At 69.5% G+C, this 25,919-nt stretch carries 9 protein-coding genes and 1 pseudogene (1 of these 10 cut by a window edge); 7 read left to right on the forward strand and 3 right to left on the reverse strand.

The window, feature by feature from the left end:
• The 3 genes and pseudogenes from IG75_RS0104305 to IG75_RS0104315 all read left to right on the forward strand — a co-directional run.
• Positions 1-10,506 carry the final stretch of a LuxR C-terminal-related transcriptional regulator gene (locus tag IG75_RS0104305; protein ID WP_156058626.1) on the forward strand. Its footprint begins 38,655 nt before the window's first position, so only the last 10,506 of its 49,161 coding nucleotides appear in the window; its start codon lies beyond the left edge, outside the window; the stop codon is at positions 10,504-10,506.
• A gap of 326 nt (positions 10,507-10,832) precedes the next feature.
• A pseudogene (gene lysA, locus IG75_RS36025) lies at positions 10,833-12,175 on the forward strand (diaminopimelate decarboxylase).
• Between the two features lie 378 nt (positions 12,176-12,553).
• A complete protein-coding gene (locus tag IG75_RS0104315; RefSeq protein ID WP_030519830.1) occupies positions 12,554-13,369 on the forward strand; it encodes a PRC and DUF2382 domain-containing protein in 816 nt (271 codons plus the stop codon).
• 49 nt (positions 13,370-13,418) lie between these two features.
• Here the strand turns inward: IG75_RS0104315 and IG75_RS0104320 are convergent, their stop codons facing one another.
• Together IG75_RS0104320 and IG75_RS0104325 are read right to left on the reverse strand one after the other, a co-directional pair.
• Positions 13,419-13,925: a DUF4240 domain-containing protein gene (locus IG75_RS0104320; RefSeq protein ID WP_030519831.1), complete on the reverse strand. Its 507-nt coding sequence runs from the start codon at positions 13,923-13,925 to the stop codon at positions 13,419-13,421.
• A gap of 33 nt (positions 13,926-13,958) precedes the next feature.
• The gene (locus IG75_RS0104325; RefSeq protein WP_051714192.1) at positions 13,959-18,569 is read right to left on the reverse strand and encodes a cation-translocating P-type ATPase; all 4,611 of its coding nucleotides are present in this window, start codon (positions 18,567-18,569) and stop codon (positions 13,959-13,961) included.
• Positions 18,570-18,894: 325 nt separating this feature from the next.
• Here IG75_RS0104325 and IG75_RS0104330 point away from each other — a divergent pair, with 325 nt between their 5' ends.
• From IG75_RS0104330 to IG75_RS0104345, 4 genes are all read left to right on the forward strand, one after another.
• Complete coding sequence (locus IG75_RS0104330) at positions 18,895-20,418, forward strand: SDR family oxidoreductase (protein ID WP_081876619.1); 1,524 nt, start codon at positions 18,895-18,897, stop codon at positions 20,416-20,418.
• Positions 20,419-20,503: 85 nt separating this feature from the next.
• A complete protein-coding gene (locus IG75_RS0104335; protein WP_030519834.1) occupies positions 20,504-21,574 on the forward strand; it encodes a DNA glycosylase AlkZ-like family protein in 1,071 nt (356 codons plus the stop codon).
• 157 nt (positions 21,575-21,731) lie between these two features.
• Positions 21,732-23,738 carry a TerD family protein gene (locus tag IG75_RS0104340; protein ID WP_030519835.1) on the forward strand — a complete coding sequence of 669 codons (2,007 nt, stop codon included), beginning with the start codon at positions 21,732-21,734 and terminating at the stop codon, positions 23,736-23,738.
• Positions 23,739-23,868: 130 nt separating this feature from the next.
• Positions 23,869-25,056 (forward strand): zinc-dependent alcohol dehydrogenase, encoded by a 1,188-nt coding sequence (locus tag IG75_RS0104345; RefSeq protein WP_030519836.1) that lies wholly within the window; start codon positions 23,869-23,871, stop codon positions 25,054-25,056.
• Positions 25,057-25,080: 24 nt separating this feature from the next.
• Here the strand turns inward: IG75_RS0104345 and IG75_RS0104350 are convergent, their stop codons facing one another.
• Entirely contained in the window at positions 25,081-25,818 is a 738-nt protein-coding gene (locus tag IG75_RS0104350) for a sulfite exporter TauE/SafE family protein (protein ID WP_030519837.1), read from the reverse strand.
• Positions 25,819-25,919: the final 101 nt, after the last annotated feature.

A 25,919-nucleotide genomic window follows, 5' to 3' on the forward strand; every position in this document is an offset into this window, starting at 1 on the left:
CGGCAGTACCTGGAAGTACACGACACCCTCGAATGGGACGCCGTGCGCTCGTTCACCGACGACGACGGCCGGCAGCACACGTACGGGACCGCGAGGCAGGTAGCGGCTTCCCCGGAGCGCCGTGCCCGGACCGCGTTGCCGGTCTCGGTTTCCGACGGGGACGGCGAGTACGCCGCGCCCACCGATTCGACCGGCGCCCGCGATGCGGGGCATCTCGCCAATCTCTGTGGGCAGCTGGTGCTGGCCCGGTTGCCGTGGGTGGATCCGGGCCGGATACCCGAAGCCGTCGGTGTGCGCGGTTTGGGGGTCCCGCGAATCGTGGAGATCGCCGGCGCCGGACCGGAGCATGTCCGCCGGCTCGCGGTGGACCCGGATCGGCCGTACGCGGGTGTCGCGGAGGCACTGAGCGCACTCCCGGAGGCGGTGCGCGAGGGTGCCTCGGCGCTGGTGTTCGTGGGCTCGGACGAGGCCGACGAGTACGGTGTGGCCGGGCACGTGTTCCGCGTGGTGTACCGGGACGGTGAGGTCCACCGGGAAGATCCGGGCCTGGAGGTATTCGGTCTGCTCGACGGCACGGCCGGGCCGTGGGAGCTGGAGGGCGTGAACGGTCTCTGGATGGTCGCGTTCGACGCCGCCGGAGAACCTGTCGTGCTTCCCGGCGCGCCGGCCGACGCCGCGGAGCTCGAATTCGTGGTCGGCCTGTCGCACGATACGGTCGGTGATCAGGTGCTGTCGGTGCTCGACGAGGCCGGAGAGCAGTGGCGGAAGATGCTTCCGCACACCGTCAAGGTGCGGCACGTGTCGACCATGGCACCGGGTCTGGCCGGTTCCTATTCGCTGACCGAACTGGTGAACCGCGTGCTCACCACCGGCGCGAGCCTGCTGACGCAGGCAGTCACCCTGGTCCACGAAAACGAGCACGGCCGGGATGCCGAAGAACTGCCCATGCCCGACCCGTACACGATGATGCGCGGCGAGTACGTGCACGCGATCCTGCGCTGGGAAGCAAGAGCGTTCGCACGGGAAGCGACTTTCGCGGACGTATTGAAGTCATCCGGCTACGACCTCGAGGAGGACGATCGGCACCTCGTCTACCACGAGGCGCACAGCAAAGCGATCCGGGACGCGCTGCGGGCCGACCCGGGCCTCTCCGAGCCCGAACAGCTGGCGATCGGCTACCGGGCCGGTGTCCGCGCTCTGGAGGTTTACCTCGCGGTTCCCGACAAGGTGGCGAAGCTGTTCGACTCGCCGGCGAAGCTGGCGGAGTTCTGCGCGGCGCCGGAAAAGCTGGACGAACTCGTTCCGGACGGTGTGGCCGGCAATCACCCGCGAGAGGCGCGCGACAGGTTGGCGATGATGATCGCCTCGCCCGAAAATCTGCGCGCGTACCTCGAGTCGCCGGAAGCGCCCGACAGCCGTAGCTCCACAGCTGAATATCTCGGTGGGCCAGGCGAATACGTGAGAAACGCCCGCCGGAATTGGCTCGCGGCGCGCACCGCGAACGGACTCGAAACTCGGCACACGCCCACCACACCCGAGAACGCACACGAGATCCGGCGCTCGGCTATGGCCCGGACTGCCGCGGAACGAGACCTCGCGGTTCTCGATCGGGCGATCGGCCGAGATCTCGAGCGTCGCAGTGTGCGCCCGGCCGACCCGGAATCGCCCGCCGATCAGCGTCGGCGCACGCACGCCGATCTCCTGTTCCGCGATCTGGTCGCATGGCGTGCCATCGTGGCCCGGGATGTGGCCGCAGCGCAGGCGACGGCCGACGCGGCCGCCGCTCGGGACGTACTGTCCGCCATGTTGCAGCACGAGCCCGGGATATTGCTGACCGACCACGTGGCAGTGATCGGCGGCAATTGGCCGCGCCTGGTCGTCATCGCTGGTGCGGCCGGCGATCACCGGCAAAAACGTGACGGCGCGATCGCCGCTCATCCGGAGCTCGGGGAGGCGACCGATCTCGACTGTGAATTCTGGTCCGCCTCCAGCGACTGGGACGGGAGGGTGTGGATGGAGCGGGCCGGCAATCCGGAGGCCCATCCGGAGCCGGCCCTGCCCGAGGTTCCCTGGCTGAACCTGGCCGATCGAGCCGGAAAACAGCGGATTCGCCGGGCCCGGCAACTGATGCGGGAGACCACGAACGGGCGATGGGCCGATCGCATCCTCAGTGACAACGAGGTCGTGCTGCTGCTGGAAGCAGACGCCGACGACCGCTACTACCCGGCGAAGAACGTCCAGGTGCTCGATGCCGGGAACTCCGATGCCGAACTTGCCGCGGCCCTGACCGCCTGCGCGGTCCATGTTCTGGAGGCGCGGCGATCGCCGGGCAGCAGTGCCGCGCGGGAGTTGCTGGAATCGGACCGGTCGTGGTACGTGCAGTCACGGCTGGCGGAGGAGGCCCGCGCGCAGGCGGAACGTGCCGAGACCCTGCGGCAACTGCGAGAACTCGGTTACGGCACCGAGCCCCCCGGTCCGCTCGAACAGGTCTACACCGCGGCATACCGTCACGTTCTCGGTGGAGTCGGGGCCGGTAGATCGGCGTCCGAGCCGGAGACGGCTCTTGCCCGGCAAGCCGGTACGACCGCGTTGCAGCCGCTATTGACGCGCACCGGGCCTCGCCTGTCCGCTCCCACCTACGCCGAGTTCTACGGGTGGGCTTGGGACGACGCGAACGGTTACCAGCGCGCACAAACGGAGCCGGAGGAGCAGGCCGCGGCGGATCCACCGGAGGTCGAACCGGGCGTCGCCTTCGACTTCGCGGAGCGGCTGCGGGAACTGGTCGCAGAGACGAGGCGAGCCGAAGAACTCCGCGACCGCGCGCGTACAGAGCTGTCCGATCTGTCGGACGAAGAATTGGCGGCGCTCGATCCGGCGTCCGGTGCGCTGGAACTGCTCTGCCGGGCCACTGATCCGCGTAGCCGTGCTCAGGTCTCCTGGATCGAGGAGTACCACAAGTGGGACGGGCGGATCGATATGCTCGCGGCCGCGGTCGACGCCTATGAGCGAGCCTCCTACCAGGGAGCCATGTGTGAGATGCTCGCCTTCGAACGTTCGATCGATCCCGCACAGCTGGTGGCGGGATCGCCGTTGCCGAGCCGATTGACCCGCGAGCGAGACGAAGCGTGGGACGAGCTGGCCCGGTTCCTGGACATCGAACGCGAGCGGCTGAGCACGGATCAGGTGCACAACCTGCTGGGGCAGGCGCAGCAACAGCAGCGTGCACCGTTGTCGCCGGACGATCCGCGAAGGTTTCTCTTCGCCGATCGCACGGCTGAGATGTGTGCACGGTTTCTCGCGGTGGATCCGATCGTCCGTGCTCTCGAGTCGCTGGCCGACCTGTGTACGCAGGCGCAGAAACTCGATGCCCGCGCCCATCCGGACGCCGAGCGGCCGGTCGATTCCGCGAGCCGGATCGGTGCCGCGCTTTCCCAGCTGCCGGACCTCGACGAGGACGCCAGGGCGGCCGTGACCGAGCTGCTCGGCGCAGCGCTGGAACGCCCGGGCGCGCGGCTCTGGCCGGTCGAACCGCGGGGCGCGGAGCAGCTGATCCAGGTTCGCGACGCCGACGGCAGCACATTGCTCGACATCCGGTTGGCGCCGGGCACGACGTCGGTCCACCTGGCCCTGCGCCGTGACCGGCCGGACCGCGTCCTGTTCGCCCAGACCCTGGTTCCCCGGCTGTTGACCGGGTGGCCCGAACAGCAGATCGACAAGGTGTTCGCCCAGGTCGTCGAACGGTTCGCCGGGATGAACCGGCCCGGTGGCGCCCGGCTGATCGGCTCCGACGCCACCTTTACCGCGGAACTCTCCGGCGCGCGTGGCGCGCGCGCCCTCGATGTCACCGTCGCGGGCGGTGCCGGCAATCTCGCCCTGTACTTCGACGAAGAGGCCACTGCCCGCTCCGGGGCCACTCCTTCCGCCGGTGCGGTCGTGTCCGGAACCAAGGAAGGCACCGCCGATCACACTCCTGCGGCCGATTCCGAGCGCGCCGCGGACCCTGGCTCGCCGGCTGCTGAACATACTGCGCCGCAACAGGAAAACGCAGATGCGGCCGTCGGGGATGCGCGCGGGTGGATCGGCGATCGGGCGACTGCGGCCTGGGCGGATATCGACGCCCACACCGAGTCCAGCGGCCCCTTCAACTGTGGTCCGCTGGTGCAATGGTTCGTCCGGGATGCCGTCGGTGGCGACGCAGCGGCGGTCATGGAACCCGCGGCGGTGGACGATGCGTTGATCGCGCTGGCCGGTATGCACAAGCTCGACCTCGTCGCGGGGTTGCGCACCGGCTGGGCGGAGCGACCGATCGGCGCCGGTGCTGCCGGTCTCGCCGCTATGGTCGCGCAGGTGCACCGAGTCGGTGGCGTGCTGGTGGGTGCGGTGGACCCGGCGAGCGCAGGCCTCGGCCACTGCTTCGCCGTGGCCGCCGTGACGACGGAATTCGCGGCGGTGTTGAACGCGCTGCCGGTGACGCTGCGGGGAGAGGCCGAGGTCGAGGCCGGGGAATTGGTCGTCTTCGACAACGCGGCGGGCGGACTTCTCCGGGGGCAGGCGATCTACGACTGGGTCGTTTCCGGCTGGGCCGGTTCCGCGGACGTCCATGTGGCCGGGTTCGACGCAGCGGGTGTGGCGCACGAGGAATTCGATATCGAGGTGCAGTGGCAGCGCGGGCCGGCCGGCCGGCTCGGTGCACTGGAACGCGGTGTCCGCACGCTGCCGTGGGGCCAGCGCGCCGGCTCCCAGCAGGAACTCGACGGGGCCGGGGCGCGGTTGGCGGCCCTCTTGGGCCTCGGGCCGGCGGGTGTGGACCGGGAACATCTGCAGGGAGCCCTGGAATCGATACGCCGGGAGTTCGACCGCCTGGATGATGCCGGATGGAAGCGGGTTGCCGCCGGTCGGGCGCCGCGAGTGCTGCCCAGCCTACTCGGTCGTTTCCTGGCGGATCTGCAGATGCTGGAAACGATTTCAGACCCAGCGCTGCGGCAGTTCAAAGCGAGACCGATCCATGAGGATTTCGCCGACGATCTGGCCGATGTACTGGGCGGTCCGAGTGGCCGCGTCGTATTCGGTTCCGCACTGGATCGGCGGCCCGCGCTGGTACGGCTGGCGCAGCAGTCCGGTGATCGAGCGCTCGGTGAGCTGGCCGAAGCCGTCGCCACGTACCAGGACCTCGCCGACGGTCTGTCCGCCTCCACCCCGGCCCAGTTGCAGCGGCGTCATTCGACCAGGGTGGAAGGTTTCGGCGCACTGGGCGATTCGGTCGGCCGGACCGCGATCGCCACAGTGCACGACCTGTTGGAGCGGTTCCCGATTCAGGTGGCCGGGATCGCGGTCACCCGGCGCAGCGACGAAGCGGCGCCGGAGGAGCAGCGCGTGTCCTCGGTCGCCGGCGCGGACGTCGACGGATACGGGATCACGTCGGCCCGATTGGAGGTGACGGTACCTTCCCGGCGAAGCCCATCGGAGGACGAGGTGTGCCGGGCGGCCATCGAAGGAATGGGAAAGGCGCTGGTCATCGCCGGCCGCTGGCGGGCCGAGCGGCAGGCCCCCCGCGCGCTGCGGGAGTACTTCCGCAACACACACGGCGACCCGGAGAGCGCGGATTTCATGGTCTGGCTTCGGCGGCAGTTCCCGGCGTCCTGCTTCGACGGTGACGCGTTCCTCCCCAACCCCGCACTCGCGCGATCCTTCGCCGATGTGTATCGGGAGTTGGCCGATCTCCGTCCCGCCCCGGACATCCCGGTGACCGAGGGAGTACGCGTTCTCTACGAGCTGCTGGTGCGGCTCGCCGAGGAAGTGAACTTCAGCAGGGACCGCGCCCTGCGTACTCCGGAGACGGATCAGGAGCGGGCCGACCATCGCGCGAAACTGGAGGCCCTGCGGCAGCTGGAAGTTCGACTCGGGCGCTCGCTTCGTTACCAGGATCTCCTGATGGTCGAGGTCGATCTCGAGACGGTCCTGGAACTCGTCGACGAAACACTGCACCACTACGAAGAAGTGGGCGGCACCGATCTGGTGGAGTTCCGGGTGGCGCCGGACTCGTCGCCGTCCTATGCGTTCGTGACCACCGCACCCGATGGTGTGGTCCTCACGCTGAACGAGCGGTGGGCGATCAACAGGGAGTACCTCGAGACGTCGTACAAGATCTCGGTCGACGACGGTTTCCATCCGCCGTCGCGAGGTTCGGCCTGGCGTGCCATCTTCGCGCACGAATTGGCACATGTCGGCCAGCTGTACTCGGCCCGAGCACTCGTACCGGAGATCGCCGGGCCGGTGGACACCGACGTGCTGCTGCGGCATCAGGCCGAGGAATGGCGGAAAGTGCTGCCGCAGCTGGTGGCGTTGTTCGTCGAAAGCGGGCGCCCGGAGGATCTCGGCCGGCTGCCGGCATGGCTACAGGAGGTGCTCTCCGGGTACAGCTTCAAAGCGAACGGCACCCCCAATTTCGGAGAAGCGTTCGCCGAAGCTCGCGGGTCCGCATTGCTCGGCCTGCACCCCGAACAGGCCGAGCGGATCCTCCATGCGCACCAGGTGAAAACGGCACGCGCGGAGACAGAACGACGGCTCCGCCGGGGCGAGCAGCCCACGGCCGGTGATCCGGACAATGTTTCGCCGGTTCCCGGACAACGGTCGATACCCTCCGATGAACAGCCCGCGGCTCCGGCAGCGATGAGCGCCGGCGCCGCGGAGTCACGATCTGCCGGTGCGATAACCTCGAGCCCGGTGCTGCTCGTTCTGCGCGACCAGGACGGTAGACCGGTGTCCGAGCTCGACGAACCGGAGCGGGCCGAGCGGTTGAGCGGGGAGACGGACTCGGCTGCGGCGGTCAGCCGGCGGGGCGCGACCCACGACCGCAACGAGGACGCCGTAGTCGTCGTGGAGTTCACCCACAATGGGAAACCGGTGCAGATCGCCGCCGTGTTCGATGGTGTGGGCGGCGCGCCGGACGGCCATCGCGCGGCGCAGAAGGCGGCGACCGAACTCGGCGCGTATCTACAGGAGCGCTGGTCGAGCACGCGGTTCCGGCGGAAGGTGACCCGGGAGTCGGTGCTGCGTGACGCGCTGCATCATGTGCAGCAGCGGGTGCAGGAGCTGGGCCGGCTGCCGGAATACTCGGGGCATCCGGATAAACCTCAGTGCACGGTGGCGGCCGTGATCACGGAGGCGGATCGGTTCACGGTCGGGTGGGTCGGGGACAGCCGGATCGGGTGGACCTCCGCGGACGGCCGGCACGCGATGTGGTGGACCGGGGACCACTCGTCGGTCCGTATGTTCGCGCGGGAGAACGGGATGAGCGAGCGCGAAGCGCTCGACCGGGAACCGTGGCTGGAGAACTATCGGCACGCTATCGAATACGCGCTCGGCCGCGAGGGCAGGATTCCGGCCGCGCCCGGTGCGGACGTCACCCCGGGGGAGTATCTGTGCACGGTTTCGGTGTCCGATGACATCGCCGCGCCCGTGATCGCCGAGGACGGCACGATCACGGTGCCACGCGGCGGAGTCGTGCTGGCGATGACCGACGGAGCGATCAAGACAATGCCCGGTGCCGGTGTGCTGGGCGACGCCGCTGCACGGCATGCCGGGGAGCCACGCGCGATAGCGGCCGAGCTGGTGCAGCGGGCGGTGGACGAGGGCGAAACCGACGACGTCAGCGTCGTCGCGGTGGGGCACCGATCCGCGGAACCCCGGCGTGCCGGAACGACGGCTGCCGCGCGGAATCCGCTGAAGCGGTGGTGGCGCGGGGTGGGCGGCCGCCAGGACGGCACCGCCCCGGTCCCCGCCGTCACCGGAGACCGGCGCATGTCCGATCCTCGCGCCGCCGGTACCGCACGTGCGACACCGGACGAACGGCCCGGGCACGAACCGGATGAACACAACACGCGTTCCGCTCCGGCCGCGCTGCCGACACGAGAGACCGAACCCGGGCGGGAGGTCGTCGATGGGAACGGGCCCGGAACGCGGGCGGATTGCGTGGCGCGGGCATCGGAGGACTACTGGGCGACACTGGAGGTCACACCACCGGTGGGTGTGCACGAGCCGGGTCCGGGCGGGGTGCTGTTGAAGGATATGGCCGGGGTGGTCGGTGCGGGCTGGGACCCCGGCATCACCTCGCTGCAGCAGGCGAGGGAGCGAGTGGCCCGGACCGGCAAGCCGATGATCGTCGTGGTCGTGTACGCGGGTGCGGAGGGGGAGGCACCGCGATGGGGGCACGCGGTGAATGTGAAGCGGGCTGCCGATGGTTCGGTGGTGGTGCACGAATCCGGCGTGGACGAGACCGAATGGTCGCCCTCGGCTCCGGTGGCGGCGGTTCTGGGTATGCGGGTCGCGGAGGGGCCGCAGGATCGGGTCGTGCCGGAACTTCCGGAGCATGCCCGGGGGTTCGAGCAGGTACGGATCGGGCTCCGGGCGGGGCTGGCCGCGCTCGGGCCGGAAACCTTCGCGCGAGTGGATGCCGCCAAAAAGGAACTCGCCGCGCTACCCGGCTATTGGTACATTCCCGACCTGCCGATGCCCGAACCCGGAGAGGCCTTCGGCGCCGACTGGGTCAGTAAGCGGGGGGAATGGCTGAGCGCACTGTTCGACGGGAAATTCGATGAATTGCGCGATATCGAACTCACCGAGAAGGACTTCCTCGAACTCGGCCGGATCGTCGAGCGCTTTCCGGTCTACGCGACCCTCGCGTTGATCGTCGCGGCCGGACTGTCGGTCGATCAGCTGCTGCACATTCGCAAGATGGGCTGGGGAGAGCTGTTCATCCGGCAGACGAAGATCACGCAGGAGGGGGAGACGACCAGCGTCTGGAAACTCCGGACGATGCGGAAGGGCAACCCACTGGAGCCGAGCAGCCGGAAGAACGAGGACAAGACCACCCCGGTATCGCGATTCGCGCGCAATACCTCGCTCGACGAATTGCCGCAGCTGCTGGCGATCGCGGCCGGAACGATGCAGTATTTCTCCGGCCGCCCGCTCCTGGAGAAGGACCACGAAAGGATGAAAGCCGTACTCACTTCCGAGGAGTACGAATTCTGGAACGGCCATCTGAAGAACGACCTGTGGTCGGCGCTGCACTTCCCGGGTTGCCGGGCGCACGACCCCGAGAGCGAAACGTATCTGCGGGCACGGTATCTCGCTGCCTATATCTGGTCGAATATCGGCAGTAGAGCCGCCCAGGAATACATGATGAGGATCGTCGACCGCTATCTGGCCGGCGTCGTGGCGCTGGAAGCGCCGAACCTGCTGATCGGCACGGTCGAGGATATTCTCCGGGGCATGGCCGGCCTCCTGCCCGGCAGCTCGGGGCAACAGCTGCTGGACGCCGCGGATCGCGTGGCCGGTGGTCCGGTCCGACAGATCACACAGACGATGCGAGGCACCGCGAACCGTATTTCGAACCTGGTGTATCCGACGCCCGGTGAGCCCGAAGCGGCCGGTTCCGAGCGGAAGAAGATGCTCGCGGCGATCGACTTCGTCGAGGGGGAGATCTGGGAAACCGACGGTTCACTGCCGGATCCGAACAACGGAACCGAACCGGTCGCGGATTCGAATACCGGCCGGAATTCGCCGGCCGGCAAGGTTACTCGTTCCGCGCGGCGCGACGATGAACTGTACTTCCCGCCCGCGGTCACCGGGAACATCAGCGTGCTCCGGCCGGAGGAAGTACTGGATTCGAGTCGGCTCGTCCGCCAACGGGACCATGTCGTCGCGGGTGTCGTCACTTCTGCGACGGTGTCGACCGGCGCGGGTTCCGGGATATCCCTCGGCCTTGAAGCCGTCGAGGTCGCGGGGTCTTTTCACCCGAACGTCGAGCAGGCGCTCGGTGGCCCCACCCTGCTGCAGCTCCGGGTCGGTGACCTCGCCCTGGAATGCAAACTCTGGTATCGCATCTTCGATTCCGGACGAATCCAGGTGCTCGTCTTCTACAAGGACGCACCCGATACGACCGATACCGATTTCCGCACCCTGACCAGAGCCGTCGATACCGCGTTCCGCGGCAGGTTTCCCGGCTCGTCGATAGAAGTCGAGGAATATCGGGATGACGGAACGGATTTCCGGCGACGGCATATCGGCCCGGAGGAGACGGCGGCGTCTCGTGCGAAGTGGCACCGCGTCCCGGGGGCCCGCAATTCCCAGCACCGCCGGGCGAGCCTGACCGTGGGTTCGGCGGGACAGCCGGACGAGGTACGGGCCCGCGGTGCGCGTACTGCCGCCGACGAGGTGTTCGGTCTGCTGAGCGAATGTGGCTGGGGCGATCCGGATCTACTCGGCACCGCAGAGGACGCCACCTACGATCTCGTCGAGGAAGCGTTGAGCGCCGGCGATGGCGAGGTTCGGGTGACCATCACCGTGACCGGCCCGAACCGCCCTGCTTTGGTGGAGGTCGCCGACAACAGCGTTGCGGAGCCGGCGCCGAGCAGCCTGCGGGGTGTCGGCGACACCGGATTCCGGATAGTGCCGGAGGGCGCCGGCCGGGTCCGCTGGTTCCGGGCCGGGCCGGGCGATACGTAGGGGAACAGGGCCGGGGGACCGGCGATCGTTCCGAGGCGGCGGCCGACGGAATATGGCGGCGCTGAGTGACCACCTGGACCTGTAGCAGGATTCCGACCGCTACACCGACGTCCGCAAACGGCGGCCGGTCAGGGTTATCGCCTTCGCCGAGACCACGGTGGCGGCCCGGCCACGCGGGGCCGTTGCCGGCGTGAGGTCAATGTTCGGTCAGGAACGGGGCCCGGGAGGTCAAGGTCACGTCAAGACGGGGTCTGGTGCCACGCCGGGCGCGTAGTCCTGGACTCGGCCCCGCATACGGAACGGCGGGGACACCTCAGGAGCGCATCGTGACACTGCTCGAGACGATCCCGTCACTGCAACCGGCGATTCCGCCCCGGCTGAGCCCGGCGATCTGGCCGCGCGGGACCGAGTACGACAGCGAGGGACGCATCACCGTCGGCGGGGTGGCACTCACCGAGATCGCCGACCGGTTCGGCACGCCCGCGCATGTATTGGACGAAGCCGAGGTCCGAGCGTCCTGCCGGGCATATCGCAAAATCTTCCCCGACGCCCGCGTCTACTACGCGGGCAAGGCGCTGATGATCCGGGCGGTGGTGGACTGGGTGAGCAGCGAAGGACTGTCGATCGATGTCTGCTCCGGGGGCGAGTTGGCGGTGGCGCTGTCGGCGGGCGTGGATGCGCGGCGACTCATCCTGCACGGGGCCGGGCGGTCCTGTGAGGAACTGGCGGCCGCCGTACGTTGCGGGGCCGGCCGGATCGTGCTGGATTCGCTCACCGATATCGCACTGCTGGCCGCCTCGGCGCAGCGTCCGCAGCCGGTGCTGCTGCGGCTCTCGCCCGGCATCGACGTGCACGGGCATCCCGCCGTGCGGACCGGCGTCCTCGATCAGAAATTCGGCTTTCCGCTGGGCAGCGATATGGCGGCCGAAGCGGTACGGCGGGTACTGGCCCGGCCTGATCTGGAACTGGTCGGGCTGCACTGCCATCTCGGGTCGCAGATCCACGACCCGGACCATTACGGGGAGGCCGTGCGGCGGCTGGTGGGGGAGATGGCCTGGATCCGGCGCGAGCACGGACAACTGCTCACCGAACTGGATCTGGGCGGCGGCCATGCCGTGGCCTACCGTCCCGGCGAAGCCGAACTGAATCTGGTCGAACTCGCCGAGTCATCGACGACGCACTCGACGCGGCCTGTGCCCGCCACCGTTTCCCGCGCCCGGCGATCGCGATGGAGCCGGGCCGGGCCATCGTCGCGCGGGCCGGCGTGACGGTGTACCGGGTGATGTCGGTCAAGCGGATCGACGGTGGCACGACCTTCGTCACGGTCGACGGCGGGATGAACGACAATCTGCGGGTGGCGCTGTACGGCGCGCGGTACGAGCCGGTGGTGGCCAATCGCCGCCCGCACGGGCCGTGGACGACGGCGACCGTGGTGGGCCGGTACTGCGAGGCCGGGGACATCCTGGCCCGCGAGGTGCGGTTGCCGGCGGACCTGCACCCCGGCGATGTGCTCGCGGTGCCGTGTACGGGTGCGTACCACCACAGCCTGTCGACCTCCTACAACTGTGTGGGACGCCCGCCGCTCGTCGCCGTCCGGGACGGCTGTCCACGGGAACTGGTCCGCCGGGAGACCATCGCCGACCTGCTCGTCCGGGACGTCGGCCGGTGAGGTGCTTTTCCGGGGCGCGGGACTGCCGAGATCGCCGCGATCCGGGGTCGCGTCGGTGCCGCAGGCACGAATCAGGTTGATTGCCTGTTTATTGCTAGATCGGTCCAGCGACTTGCTGTTTGTCTATCTAAATGCGTTTTACCTGCATATTTCAGGGTAATTGCCACTATGTAGCCGACTGGATTCGCGCATCGAAATTCCGGCGGCTGCGGATAGGTGCGGCGCCGCTGCCGATCCACCGAAACGGGAGCGACGAGCACACCGAGCGGCAACGTCGTACCCGGCCACGAGCCGGAAACCGACCGGGCCGGACTCCGGTCGCGACCGCGCAACTCGGTTCGCCGGCCACGAATCGGACGAGAATCGAGGAAGAATGCCATGGCTCAACATGTGGAAGACCTGATCGGCGACGCAGTCTACGACCTCGGTGGCACCAAGATCGGAAAGGTCAAACGGGTCTACGTCGACAACGCCTCCGGCGCGCCGACGTGGGCATCGGTCAGTACAGGCCTGTTCAGTGAGGACTCTCTCGTACCGCTCGCCGGTGCCCAGTTGCGGCAGGACCCTGCCGAACTGCAGGTGCGGGTGCACAAGGAAGCGGTCAAATCCGCACCACATCTGGCGCACGACGGCCTGATCACGCAGGATTCGGAGAACGATCTGTTCGTCCACTACGGCGTCGACCCCAACCGGTCGGGCTGGGAGGACTACGGGCGGCACGCCGGCCCGCCCGCCCGTGGCGAGGCCCGGGCGACCGGGAACGCGGGGACCACCGGCCGGGTCGCTCCCGACGCGACCACGCCCGATATGGGCGAGACCCGGCGACCGGACTTCCTCGTGCGCTCGGAGGAGCGCCTCAACATCGGCACTCATCAGGAGGTGTCGGGGCACGCCCGGCTGCGCAAGTATGTGGTGAGCGAGGAGCAGACGATCACCGTGCCGACCAGCCACGAGGAAATGCGGATCGAGCGCGAGCCGATCACCGACGTCTCGGCACTGCCCGCCGACTTCGGTGACCAGGAGCAGGAGGTCACGCTACACGCGGACCGGGTGACCGTGGACAAGGAGATGGTCCCGGTCGAACGGATCCGGCTGGTCATCGATCAGGTCGAGGACGAGCAGACGATCACCGAAACGGTCCGCAAGGAACGGATCGAGATCGAGGGTCTCGACCGCGATGACAAACTCCGCTGACCGTGACTGCCGGTGGGTCCGGAAAGCCCGGGCCCACCGCGGCACGAGATCAGGACCAGCCGGCCCGGTTCCGGCCGCTCTCCCGCGAGATCCCGGACCCGGTCTCCGGGAAGCAGCCGAAACGCTCATGGTGCAGATGCGCGAAGAAGTAGCAGAACGATTCGCATTCGGCATCGAGTACGGCAACCGAGGGATCGGCGAGGACCGCCCGGTGGAAATCCCGGCCCATCGCGACGATGAATCCGCGGCAGTACAGGAAACCGTCATCGGAGCCGTCGGTCACCTCCTGGATATCGGCGCGGTCGACCTCGTGGAGCTTTCGTTCGGCCACCCGGTCCAGGGCGGTCAGTTGCGCGCTCGACAGCCCTTCGGCGAGATCACGCAGCCTGGCCAGGAAGACCCGCAGGTGCGGGTCGAGTGCGTAGGCGTCGTCGTCGCCGGTCCGGGTGATCAGGCTTTTTCGTAGGGCGTCCGGTTCGGCGCCTACCTCCGCCCAGGCGGTGTCGACCAGTTCCCAGAACCGGGATTCCTCGTCGGCTGTCACGATGTCGTTCACGCCGCGGGACGCTAGCAGGACGGTATGACGCAGTCAGGCGTACTGCGGTGTCTCCGCTCGCGTCGGGGGCCCCTCGAGCTCGAGGGGACTCGAGACCGCGTCGGCCTGGCCGTTCTGTTCGGCCCCGGGCAGCAGCCGCGGCAGTACCGTAGCGCCCGCGGTCGCGGCCAGCGCCGAGGTGTTCGCGATCGTCCACCCGACCGGCCCCAGCGGAGTGCAGCCGAAGTACGCCCCCAGACCGGGTGTCATCACGATCACCCCCAGCACCGCGCCACTGGCGGCGGTGGTGAGCCAGACGAGGGGGCTGCGGTAGCCCGCCACCAGAGTCTGACCGAGCTGGGTGCCGATCAGCGCCACCAGACCGATGGTGTCCGCACGACGCCGGGTACCGGTGTAGCGGCCCGCCATCCAGGCGACCGAGGCGCCGGTGGCCGTCGCGACCCCGCGAACCCCGATGGTGCGCAACAGGTCGGCGCCGAGGCTGGCCGGAGGAATCGCGGCGAGCTGACCGGCGCGCTGTTCGACCCAGCGCGGATCGTTGCCGGGTTCGGGAGTCTCCTGATCGCCGGCCAGGGCGAGCGCGAGCGCGGGGAACATATCGGTCAACAGGTTCACCAGCAGGAACTGGCGGGTCCCCAGCGGGGCGCGGCCGCCGACGGCGGTACCGAACAGCGTGAACGCGACCTCGCCCGCGTTTCCGCCCACAAGGACAGCCACCGCGTCGGCCACCCGTTGCCACATACTGCGGCCCTCGACCAGCGCGTGCAGCAGCGCCCGCGGATCCGGTTCGGTGAGGACCAGGTCGGCGGCATTGCGGGCGGCCGCCGAACCGTGCGCGGCGATCCCGATCCCGATATCCGCGGTCCGGATGGCCGCGGCGTCGTTGCTGCCGTCGCCGGTCATACCCACCACATGTCCGGTCCGGCGCAGGGCGGCCACGATACGCACCTTCTGCTCGGGGTCGACGCGGGCGAACACGGTGCTGCGTTCGATGAGTTCGGTCTGCGCGGTGTCGTCGAGTTCGTCGAGATCGGCACCGGTGGTGACGGTGTCGACGGTGATACCCAGCCGGCGCGCGACAGCCGCCGCCGTGACCGGGTGATCGCCGGTGATCATCCGGACCCCGACACCGTTGTCCTCGAGCGCGCGGACCAGATACGGAGTCTGCGGCCGGGGCGTATCGGCGATCCCGAGGAATCCCATCAGGGTCAGCCCCTCGACCACGTCCTCGACATCGTCGGGCGGATCGGACAGGTCGCGCCGGGCCACCACCAGCACCCGCAGACCCTGTTCCGCGAGATCGTGCACGGTGGCCTCGGCCCGCTCGCGCTGACCGTCGGTGAACGCCACATCCGTCTTACCGGACGCGCCGCCGCGGACCCGGGTGCACCGAGGTAGTACGACCTCCGGCGCACCCTTGACCACCAGGCGCAGTTTGTGCGCGGTCCGGCCGAATGCCGCCGCGTACCCTCGGTTGGATTCGAACGGTATTTCGTCGATCGGGTCCCACCGGTGGGCATCCTCGCCCAGGATCTCGGTGGCAGCGTCCAGTACGGCCCGGTCCGTGGCGTGCAGGACCGGCCCGTTGTCCGGGTCGGGGCAGGCCCGCGCCGCGGCCCGCAGCAGGCGCCGGGCGGCATCGCTGTCGCTGCCGGGCTCCCACTGCTCATCCAGGTCGGCGAGCGCGGTCAATCGCAACCGGCCCTCGGTGAGGGTGCCGGTTTTGTCGAAGCACAGGGTGTCCACCCGGCCCAGGGCCTCGACCGCGCGGTTGGCGCGGACCAGAACGCCGTAACGGGACAGTCGCCGTGCCGCGGCGAGCTGCGCCACGGTGGCGACCAGGGGCAACCCTTCGGGCACCGCCGCGACCGCGACGCCGACCCCGTCGGCGATCGCCGCCCGCAGGGTGCGACCGCGCAGACCACCGAGCGCGGTCACGATCGCGCCGCCGGACAAGGTGAGTGGTAGCGCGCGATCGGTGAGGGCCCGCAACTGCGCTTGGACGCCGCCCTTCTCCGGGGGTACCGCGCCCGCGGTGGCGCGCCCCGCCTGGGTATCGGCGCCGACCGCGACGACCACGGCCACCGCGGATCCGCTCACCACCGTCGTGCCCTCGAAAACGAGGCAGGCGCGGTCGCCGAGCGCCGCACCCGGCGTGGCCTCGACCTGTTTGGGTACCGTCACCGACTCGCCTGTCAGTCCGGACTCGTCCATTTCCAGATCCTCGGCGCGCAACAGCCGGGCGTCGGCGGGCACCACCTCACCCGCACGGATTGTGAACACATCACCGACCACCAGACAATCGGCGGGAAGGTCCGTGCCGGCCGGGTCCTCGGCGTCGATATCGGCGCGGTCGATCACCCGCCCGGACAGTCGCTCGCCCTCGATGAGGTCGAACAACTCGTTCTCGGCCGCCTGGCGCTGGCGCGCGGAGATCATGGCGTTCACGGTGAGTACCGACGACAGCAGTACCGCGTCGGACGGCGAGCCGAGAATCGCGGTCGCCGCGGCGCCGACCCCCAGTATCGGAGTCAGCGGATCGGCCAACTCCCGGCGCATATGGCCGAGAAAATCGCTCAGCGACGACAGCCGGGCCGCCACCGCGCCGCGATCCGCCGGTTCGTCGGTGGCACGGTCGGCCGCCGGCGCCGGTTCGGGCAGCCGGACCAGCACCTCGTCCGGTTCCAGCGCGTGCCAGGGCAGCTGTGGCGCGTGCTCGGTGGACGGGCGGGCCCGGACCGCGCGCGCGCCGGCCATGGCACCGTTGACCAGGCCGGCGAAATTCGCGGCGATCATGGGTGCGGACCGCGAGCGGGAGGCGGGCGAGGCCGCGAGCAGCAACCCGGTCAGGCTGCACGCCGACAGCGCCAGGGTGCGGCCGCGTTCGCTGACCTGGCGGGCGGGCCCCACTACGGCGAGGGTGCGCTGTACCTGGCCGAGGTCCCGGCACAGCAGATCGGCCGTCCAGGGCACATGGATACCGCCGCCTTTGCAGCCGATGATGCCGACCGCGACGTCGGCGTGGTCGAGTGCCTTGTGCGCGCGGGTGGCCAGCACGGCGACCACATGCCCCTGCTTCTGGAGGCGGTGGACATGGGAACTGAGCGAGCCCTGGGCATTCACGAATTCATCGGCGAGGGTGCGGAGTTCGCCGGCGTCCCGGTGGCCGGCGAGCACCACCCGCAGTCCGGCCCGCCGCGCTGTGCCGAGCACATCGTGTGCCCGCGGGTCGAGTTCCCGCCCGATCAGCACGCGGCCGAGGACCCGCTTGCCCTCACGCAGTTCGCGCCATACCGGGCGGTTGGTGGTACCGCGGTCCGGAGCACCCGACTCGGGGCGGACCAGCCGCACCGCCTTCTTGCCCGCCGGATCGGCCTCGTCGGTGCCGGCCCACAGCAGCCGTTGCGCGGTGCTCCAGACCCGCGCCTCCGACCAGCCCTCATCGGTCGTCTCCACCTCGAGCACCATTCGCCCGGATGTGGCCAGTGCTTCGCCGTCGACCACCAGAGCGGTGAGCCTGTCGAGCCGCCGCCACACCGCCGGATGCAGAGTGAGCACCCCGGCGCCGGCGAGCGCGGTGGACACCGTCGCAGCGAACACCTCCCGGCCGGCGCGGGCCGTTTTCGGTGCGCCCAGCAAGAGGGCGTCCGGAACGTCACCGATCCGGCCCAGGCCGGCCAGTGTGGCGGCTCCCGCCAGCGAGGCGGCCGCCGTTTCGTCGGCGACCCGCTCGACCGGGCCCCGCGGCATTTCGGCGGGCCGGGTATGGGACGGGAGCGGTTCGGCGACCCCGAAATGCTCGGCGTCGACGATATCGGTCTCCCACTGCTGCCACTGCCCGCGCCGGGCCAGTGCCTCGGTGAGGATGAAGCCGCGCTGGACGGTATCGGCCAGCAGGTTGGTGACGCCACCGGCCGCGCCTTCACCCAGCGCGGCCCCCGCGGCGTTGGCGATGGCGAGGAGCAGGTCGGCGCGGGAGCGGCCCAGCCGCTGCTCCAGATGTGTGCGCAGCCGGGGCTGGGCGTCGATGAATGCCGCCACCGCACGCACACTGTGCATCACACCGCGCAGTGGCGGCACCGTACCCGCGGCCGACACCGCGATGGCACACACGTCACCGGCCACTTCGATGGCCGCGGCCAGGACCGGTTCCCGGTCGGCCGGGAACTCGGCGGCGCGACTCCAGTCGGTATCGGCGACATCGGACTCCTCTTCGACCTCTTCCACCACCGCCAGCAGTTTCTCCAGGTCGGCGCCGCTGGACAGCGCGGTGACGATCCGGCCGGTGACCGCGTTGACCCGCCACCACTCCACGCCGCGTAGCCGGCCGAGGTGCCGGTCGAGTGACCGGGTTACCGCCGACCCCTGACCGTTGTCCAGACCGCGCACCTCGATGGTCGCGTGATCCTCGGTCACCTCCACCCGGCGCTGGGCGCGGCGGTCACGCGGGTCGATCAATGCCGCGAGATCCTCGCGCAAACTCGCCGCCTCGTCGGATTCGAGCGTCGAGAGACCGGATGCGACCGTCGTGACGACTTTCTCCGCCGCCCGCCACGGTGCCTCCACCGCCCGGACGCCGGTATCGACGGCACGGCCGGTTCCGGTACGCACCACCGCTGCCGCGGCGGAGACCGGAGCGGTCAACAAGCGAGGAGACAGCATGCTTCGCACAGAGGAACCCATGGGGGGCGCCTACCCTGAGCAGGCCCGGTCAAACGCTGCCGACCGGCATATCCGCCGCTCGGAACGCGGTCGCGGCGGCGGGTATCGAGTGTGCGTCGGTATCCGGGTGCGGCGGTGCAGGCAGTGTCCGCGGCGCCGGTCCCGGGCTAGCCTGCAGGGGAACGGTGGGCAGTAACCACCTACTCGGCAGGGCACGGCGCGGGCGCGGGACCCGGCGGTCGCGGCGGGCGCCCAGCAAGCGGTTCTCGCCGGCTGCGGAGACGGGCAACCTCGACGGAGGAATCCTATGCGTTGTGTCGTGTTCGGGGCGACCGGCTACCTCGGTGGCCGACTGGTCCCGGAACTCCTGCGCGCCGGTCATACCGTGCGGGTGCTCGCGCGGACCCCGGGCAAGCTCACCGACGCGCCGTGGCGCGACCGGGTGGAGGTCGTCCGCGGCGATGTCACGGTCGCCGCGGATGTACGCACAGCCCTGGCGGGCCAGCAGGTCCTGTACTACCTGGTCCATTCGCTGACCCGCGCGGATTTCGACACCGTGGACCGCGAGGCGGCGACCATCGTCGCCCGGGAGGCCGCGGCGGCCGGGCTCGGCCGGATCGTCTACCTCGGGGGGATAGTGCCCGCCGGACAGGACCTGTCCCGGCATCTGTCCTCGCGCGCGGAGGTCGGCCGGATCCTGCTCGATGGTGCCGTGCCCGCGCTGGTGTTCCGGGCGGCGGTGGTGATCGGTTCGGGTTCGGCCAGTTTCGAGATGCTGCGCTACCTCACCGAACGCCTGCCCGCGATGGTCACCCCGCGCTGGGTACGGTCGCGGATCCAGCCGATCGCCGTCCGGGACGTGCTGTACTACCTGACCCGGGCGGCGGAACTCCCGGCCACCGTGACCGGCGCGTTCGATATCGGGGGTCCGGATGTCCTCACCTACGAACAGATGATGCGGGTGTACGCGGAGGTGGCCGGGCTGCCGCGGCGGGTGATCGTCCCGGTCCCGGTGCTGACGCCGTGGCTGTCGGCACAGTGGGTGAACCTGGTGACGCCGGTGCCCCGGGCGATCGCGGTTCCCCTGATGGAATCCCTGGTCAACGATGTCGTATGCGCCGAGCACGAGATCGCCGCACACATCCCCGACCCCGAGGGAGGTCTCACCGGGGTCCGGCGCGCCGTGGAACTGGCGTTGACCCGCATCCGGGATGCGGATGTGCCGACCCGCTGGTCGGATGCCGGCCCCGGGCCCGCCGAGCCGTTGCCCACGGACCCGGCATGGTCGGGCGGATCCCTCTACCAGGATCTCCGGGAACGTCCGACATCCGCGGATCCGGCGGCGCTGTGGACGGTGATCGAGTCGATCGGCGGCGAACACGGCTGGTATTCGTTCCCGCTGGCCTGGTCGCTGCGCGGCTGGCTGGACCGCCTCGCCGGCGGGGTCGGGCTGCGCCGCGGCCGGCGCGACCCGCACCGGCTCCACGAGGGCGAGGCACTGGACTGGTGGCGGGTGGAGCGGATCGAACGGCCCACCCTGCTGCGCCTGCGCGCGGAAATGCGGGTGCCGGGCCGGGCCTGGCTCGAGCTGGAAGTCCGGCCCGGTGACGGAGCTGCCGGCGCGATCTACCGGCAACGTGCCGTATTCGAGCCGCACGGGCTGGCCGGGCATCTGTACTGGAAGTCGATCGTGCCCTTCCATGCCCTGGTCTTCGGCGGGATGACCCGGAACATCACCGGCGCGGCCGAGAAAGCGGACGGTGGTCGCGGCGGGTCCGCGCGCACCGGCGCGCTGGGTCTGCTACACCGCCCGGGCCGGGGGAAAAGCTGAATCCTGCCAGGTAACGGCCTGTTTCGGCGTGGGTGCGCGCAGCCGTCGCGGCACGGTGTCGGAGTGCGCCGTTACCCTCGGGCCCATGTCACTGGCATGGTTGCGTTCCCACGCCGTCGCCTGGTCACTGCCGCGCAGTCCGGGCTCACTCGCCGAGGCCTTGGCCGAATTGGAATTCGTGCAGGCCGACCCCATCCGTTCGCCCGCCCGGGCGCAGGACCTGATCCTGCGGCATCGGGTGCGCGGCTACCGGGCCGGCGATCTCGACCGTGACTACCGTGCACTCGGAATCGACGAGGATCTCCTCTACGCCTACGGCTACACCGTGCCCCGGCTGCGCCCCTACCTGCATCCCCGCCACCATCCGCGGGGCACCGACGGCGAGTTCCCGCACAACGGGCAGTCGGCGGCGGTACTGGATTTCGTCCGCGAACGCGGTGTGGTGCACCCGCGCGAGCTGCAGGCGCATTTCGGGCACCGCGGCGTGGTCAATGCCTGGGGTGGCACCTCGTCGGCCACCACCGTCGCACTCGAGGAGCTCCACCGCTACGGGCTGCTCCGGGTGGCCGACCGCGTTTCCGGTATCCGCCGCTACGAGATCGCCGAGCTCCCGGATGCCACCCTGGACCCGGCCGAGCGCCGGCGGGTCCTGGCGCTGCGGGTAGCGCGCACGCTCGCCCCCGCCACCGAATCGACCCTGGCCGCCACGGTCAATCGCATCGTCCGGCCGATCGGCGGCGCGACCGGTTCGGCGACCATCCGCGAACTCCTGGCCACCGGCGAACTGTCCGCCCGGACCGTCGACGGAGTCCGCTACCTGTGGCCGTCGGATCTGGAGCCCACCGAGCGCGCGCCACAGGCACGGGTCCGCTTCCTCGCGCCCTTCGATCCCCTCGTCTGGGACCGGAAACGTTTCGGCCGGATCTGGGGCTGGGACTATCGATTCGAGGCCTACACCCCCGTCGCCCAGCGGGTCCGCGGGTACTACGCGATGCCCATGCTGTGGCGCGACCGCGTGATCGGCTGGGCGAACTGCGCGGGTCCGGGCAGCGCGGTCTCGGTCGGATATGTGGACACCGCCCCGAAGGGCCGGGCCTTCGCCACCGCCCTGGACGCGGAAATCCAACGCCTGCACACCTTCCTGGGCTCGAACTGATCCCTGTGTGGGCGGTGCCCGAGCGGCGTCTCCACGTGTGTTGCGTGGAAATGTATGTGCAACCGTGCTTTTCGGACAGATTTGCCGTAACGGCACCAGCACCAGCCTCGATCTGTGAGTGACACATAACACGTTTGAATCGGATCGAGGTGGGGTCGTGACGTCTCCGTTGCTGTCCAAGGGACAGAACCTGCAGCTGCCAGGTGATGTGGTGCAGGTCGATGTGGTGCTGGGCTGGACGGAATCGGAAGTGGAAGTCGATGCCTCCGCGCTGCTGCTCGACTCGGCCGGGAAGGTCCGGTCGGATGCGGATTTCGTGTTCTACAACCAGCCGGAATCCCGGGACGGATCGGTCCGGTTCCTGGGCACCAGCGCGACCGAGGAAGGAGCACAGGCCCGGGTCGCGCTCAACCTCTCGGCGGTGCCCCTCGAGGTGCAGACGGTCGCGCTGGCCGGCAGTCTCACCACGGGCAGGTTCGGGGATCTCGGCAAACTCGCGTTCCGGGTGGTCGACGCGGCGGGGCATCTGCTGGCCGAGTACGTGACCGCCGACGCGGTGAGCGAATCCGCGTTCGTCTTCGGCGAGGTGTACCGCCGCGGCGACGCGTGGAAGGTTCGGGCGGTCGGGCAGGGCTGGGATTCGGGCTTGGCCGGTCTGGCCACGGATTTCGGGGTGTCCGTCGATGACGACGCCGCGGAGGAGCCGAGCGCACCGACTGAACCGGAGCCAGGGCCGGTGATGCCGACAGTTTCCGAGTCCTCCGGCGATGATGTGGTGGCGGCAGTGACGAACACCCCGCCGTCGCAGCCGAAGCGCCGCGGTGTGCGCACCGCGAAGCGCCCGGTGCGGACCAGCAAGCCGATCGAATTCGTGCTGGCCGAGAACGAGGCATGGCAGCCGGCGCGCTTGTTCTCGGTGGCCGGAGTCGGCGCCGGAGAAGAACAGGAACGCCGGGCCACTTCTGCGCTGGTCGCCACCATGCAGGCAGTTCATCCATTCGCGCGAGCATTGTGCTCTCGGGTTGGGGCGCCGGCGGGAACATTCGAAGGGTATTTCGAAGTTCAGTACGACCGCGGTGACGGAAGGGTGATCCCGGACGCCGTGTTCCGGGTAGCCCGTGGGGGCCGGCTGTGGACCGGCCTGTTGGAAGTCAAGACCGGGGGAGGGAAGCTGCGGAGGGAACAGCTCGAGAGCTATCTCGATGTGGCACGCAAGAAGAAGTACGACGCGGTGATCAGCCTGTCCAACGACATTCCCGCTGCTGCCGGCGAACTGCCGGTGCAGGTCGATCGCCGTAAACTCACCAAGGTCGCCCTGCGTCATCTGTCCTGGGCCGAGGTTTCGCACGAGGCGCGCCGCTTGCTGGCGCACGGTGGTGTCGAGGATCCGTTGCAGGCGTGGTTGCTCGGGGAGTTTCTGCGTTATCTGGACCACCCCCGCTCCGGGGCAACGGAATTCGTGGATATGGGTAGGCACTGGGTTGCGGTGCGCGATGCGGTCACGTCGGGCACCGTCCGAGGTGGTGACCAGAAGGCGGCGGCGGTGGCCGAGCGGTGGGTGTCGCTGTCGCGTCACCTGGCGCTGCGACTGACCGCCGAACTCGGTGTCACCGTGAAACACGTGCTGCCGCGTCGGCACGCCGCCGATCCGGCGGTACGGAATGCTGCGGTGGCGGAGCGGCTGGCCGCCGAGGGTGTGTTCGAGGCGGTCCTGCGGATACCGGAGACGGCCGGTGATCTTGTTATCGTCGCCGATATCCGGACCAACAGGATCCGGACGCGCATCTCGGTCGCGGCACCCGGTGAGGGGACGTCGTCGCGACGGCTGTCGTGGCTGCTCAAACAGCTCGCGGAAGCACCGGGATCGGTGCAGGTCGAGGCGGTGTTCTCCGAACGCGGCCACACCACCTGCGAACACCTCGACGCTGTGCGCGCCGACCCCAAGGTGCTGACCATCGGCCGGACGGGTGAGATCGTCTCCTTCACACTCGAACAGAGTTTCCCGATGGGCAACCGGCGCTCCGGAACCGCAGCGAGTTTCATCACCAGCGTGACCTCCGCGGTCGACGACTTCTACGGAAAGGTCGTACAGGCGCTCCGGGAGTGGACCCCCGCCGCCCCGAAACAGGCCGAGGCGCTGCTGCCCGCGGCGGCCGACGTCTGAGGCGTTGCGCGTTTGTCCCTGAAGGTGGCGGGTAGCCGCTGACGGATCGGCCCCGGCAGTCGCGGCCCGACCGGATCGCGGCCCACTCGCCCTGCCGGGGCGGCAGTACTCGAGTCCGGAGGTGGCGGAGATGAAGGCGGTGACCTGGCAGGGTAAGCGGGATGTATCGGTCGAGGAGGTGCCGGATCCGGGGATACAGGAGCCGGGCGACGCGGTTGTCCGGGTGACCTCCACGGCGATCTGTGGTTCGGATCTGCACCTGTACGAACTGCTCGGTGCCTATATGACCCCGGGCGATGTGCTGGGCCACGAGCCGATCGGCATCGTGGAAGAGGTGGGGTCCGATGTGCGGAACCTGTCGGCGGGCGACCGGGTGGTGGTGCCGTTCCAGATCAGTTGCGGGCGGTGCGAGATGTGCCGGCAGGGCCTGATGACGCAGTGCGAGACCACGCAGGTCCGAGATCAGGGCTGTGGGGCGGCGCTGTTCGGCTACTCGAAGCTGTACGGCCAGGTGCCGGGCGGTCAGGCCGAATATCTGCGGGTACCGCACGCGGATTTCACCCATATCCGGGTGCCGTCCGACGCGGACGATACGCGCTACCTGTTCCTGTCCGACGTGCTGCCGACCGCGTGGCAGGCCGTGGAGTACGCGGGCGTTCCGGAGGGCGGGTCGGTGACAGTGCTCGGGCTGGGACCGATCGGCGATATGGCCGCCCGGGTCGCGCACCATCGCGGGCTCCGGGTGATCGGGGTGGATCTCGTTCCCGAGCGGCTGGAGCGCGTCGCCGCGCGCGGTGTCGAAACCATCGATCTCCGGGCGGTCGGTGACGGACTGGCCGATGCCATCCGCGACCGCACCGAGGGCCGGGGCACCGATTCGGTGATCGAGGCGGTCGGGATGGAGGCGCACGGGTCGCCGCTGGCCGCTACGGCGCAGCGCGTGGCATCGTTGCTGCCGACCGGATTGGCGCGGCCCGCCATGGAAACCATGAGTGTGGACCGGCTCGCGGCGCTGCACACCGCGATCGATATCGTCCGGCGCGGGGGCACCATCTCGATCATCGGTGTCTACGGCGGCACTGTGGATCCGATGCCGATGCGGATCTTGTTCGATAAACAGATCCAGTTGCGGATGGGTCAGGCGAATGTGAAGCGCTGGGCCGACGATATCCTGCCGCTGCTCGACGACAGCGATCCGCTGGGCGTGGATTCGTTCACCACCCACCGGATGCCGTTGTCGGCGGCGCCGGAGGCCTATCGGATGTTCCAGGCCAAGGAGGACGGGGCGGTCAAAGTGGTGCTCGACCCTGCCGCGTGAACCGGGCCCCGGCCACCGGCCCGGTCAGCTGATCGCGAGATAGCCGGCGAGCCCGAACCCGCACAGAGCGACACCGATGCGCATGGCGGTCGGCGGTAGGCGGGCCACCAGCGGTGGCCCGTACCATCCGCCGGCGAACGCGCCCAGGCCCATGGCCAGCGCGGCGAGCCAGTGCACCGGCCCGAAGACGGCGAAACCCACAGCCGCGACCAGGTTGGCGACACCGGTCAGCACGCTCTTGAGCACACTGGCCCGCCAGATGGTCTCCGACGTGCAGACGAGGATCAGGGCGAGGAACATGACGCCGACCCCCGCCCCGAAGTAACCGCCGTAGAGGGCGACGACAGCGGTGGCGAGCGGGTAGAGCCGGGGGAAGGTGCGGCCGCCGGCGAGTTCGCGCAGTGTGGGCTGCAGCAGCAGGCTCGCCGAGGCCATGGCGATGAGAAAGGGCACGACGGCGGCGAAGACCTCCGCCGAGGTGGTGAGTAGGAGGGCGGCGCCGCCGAGCCCGCCGAGGGCGGCGCAACCGGCGTGGACCAGCAGCGCCCGGGAATTGTCGTTGACCGCCGCGCCCGCCTTCGCGGTCGAGCCGACTCCGACGGCGACCATGGCGACGGTATTGGTCACATTGGCCGAGACCGGCGAGAGCCCGGCGGCGAGCAGGGCCGGATACGAGATCAGCGAGGCGATGCCGGTCACGTAGCCGACGAGCCCGGCGAAGAATCCGGCGACCGTGACGAGGCAGAAAGTGAGCACGGTCAACAGTGGATCTCCTCGTGGAACGCAGGCCGGCGGGCGGCGCCGCCGCGGTCGGGGGTTGGACGACCGGGACACCTTTCGGCGTGCCGGTCGTCGCGGCGCCG

This window comes from Nocardia rhamnosiphila NBRC 108938 (genome assembly GCF_000720425.1).
Taxonomy (GTDB): domain Bacteria; phylum Actinomycetota; class Actinomycetes; order Mycobacteriales; family Mycobacteriaceae; genus Nocardia; species Nocardia rhamnosiphila.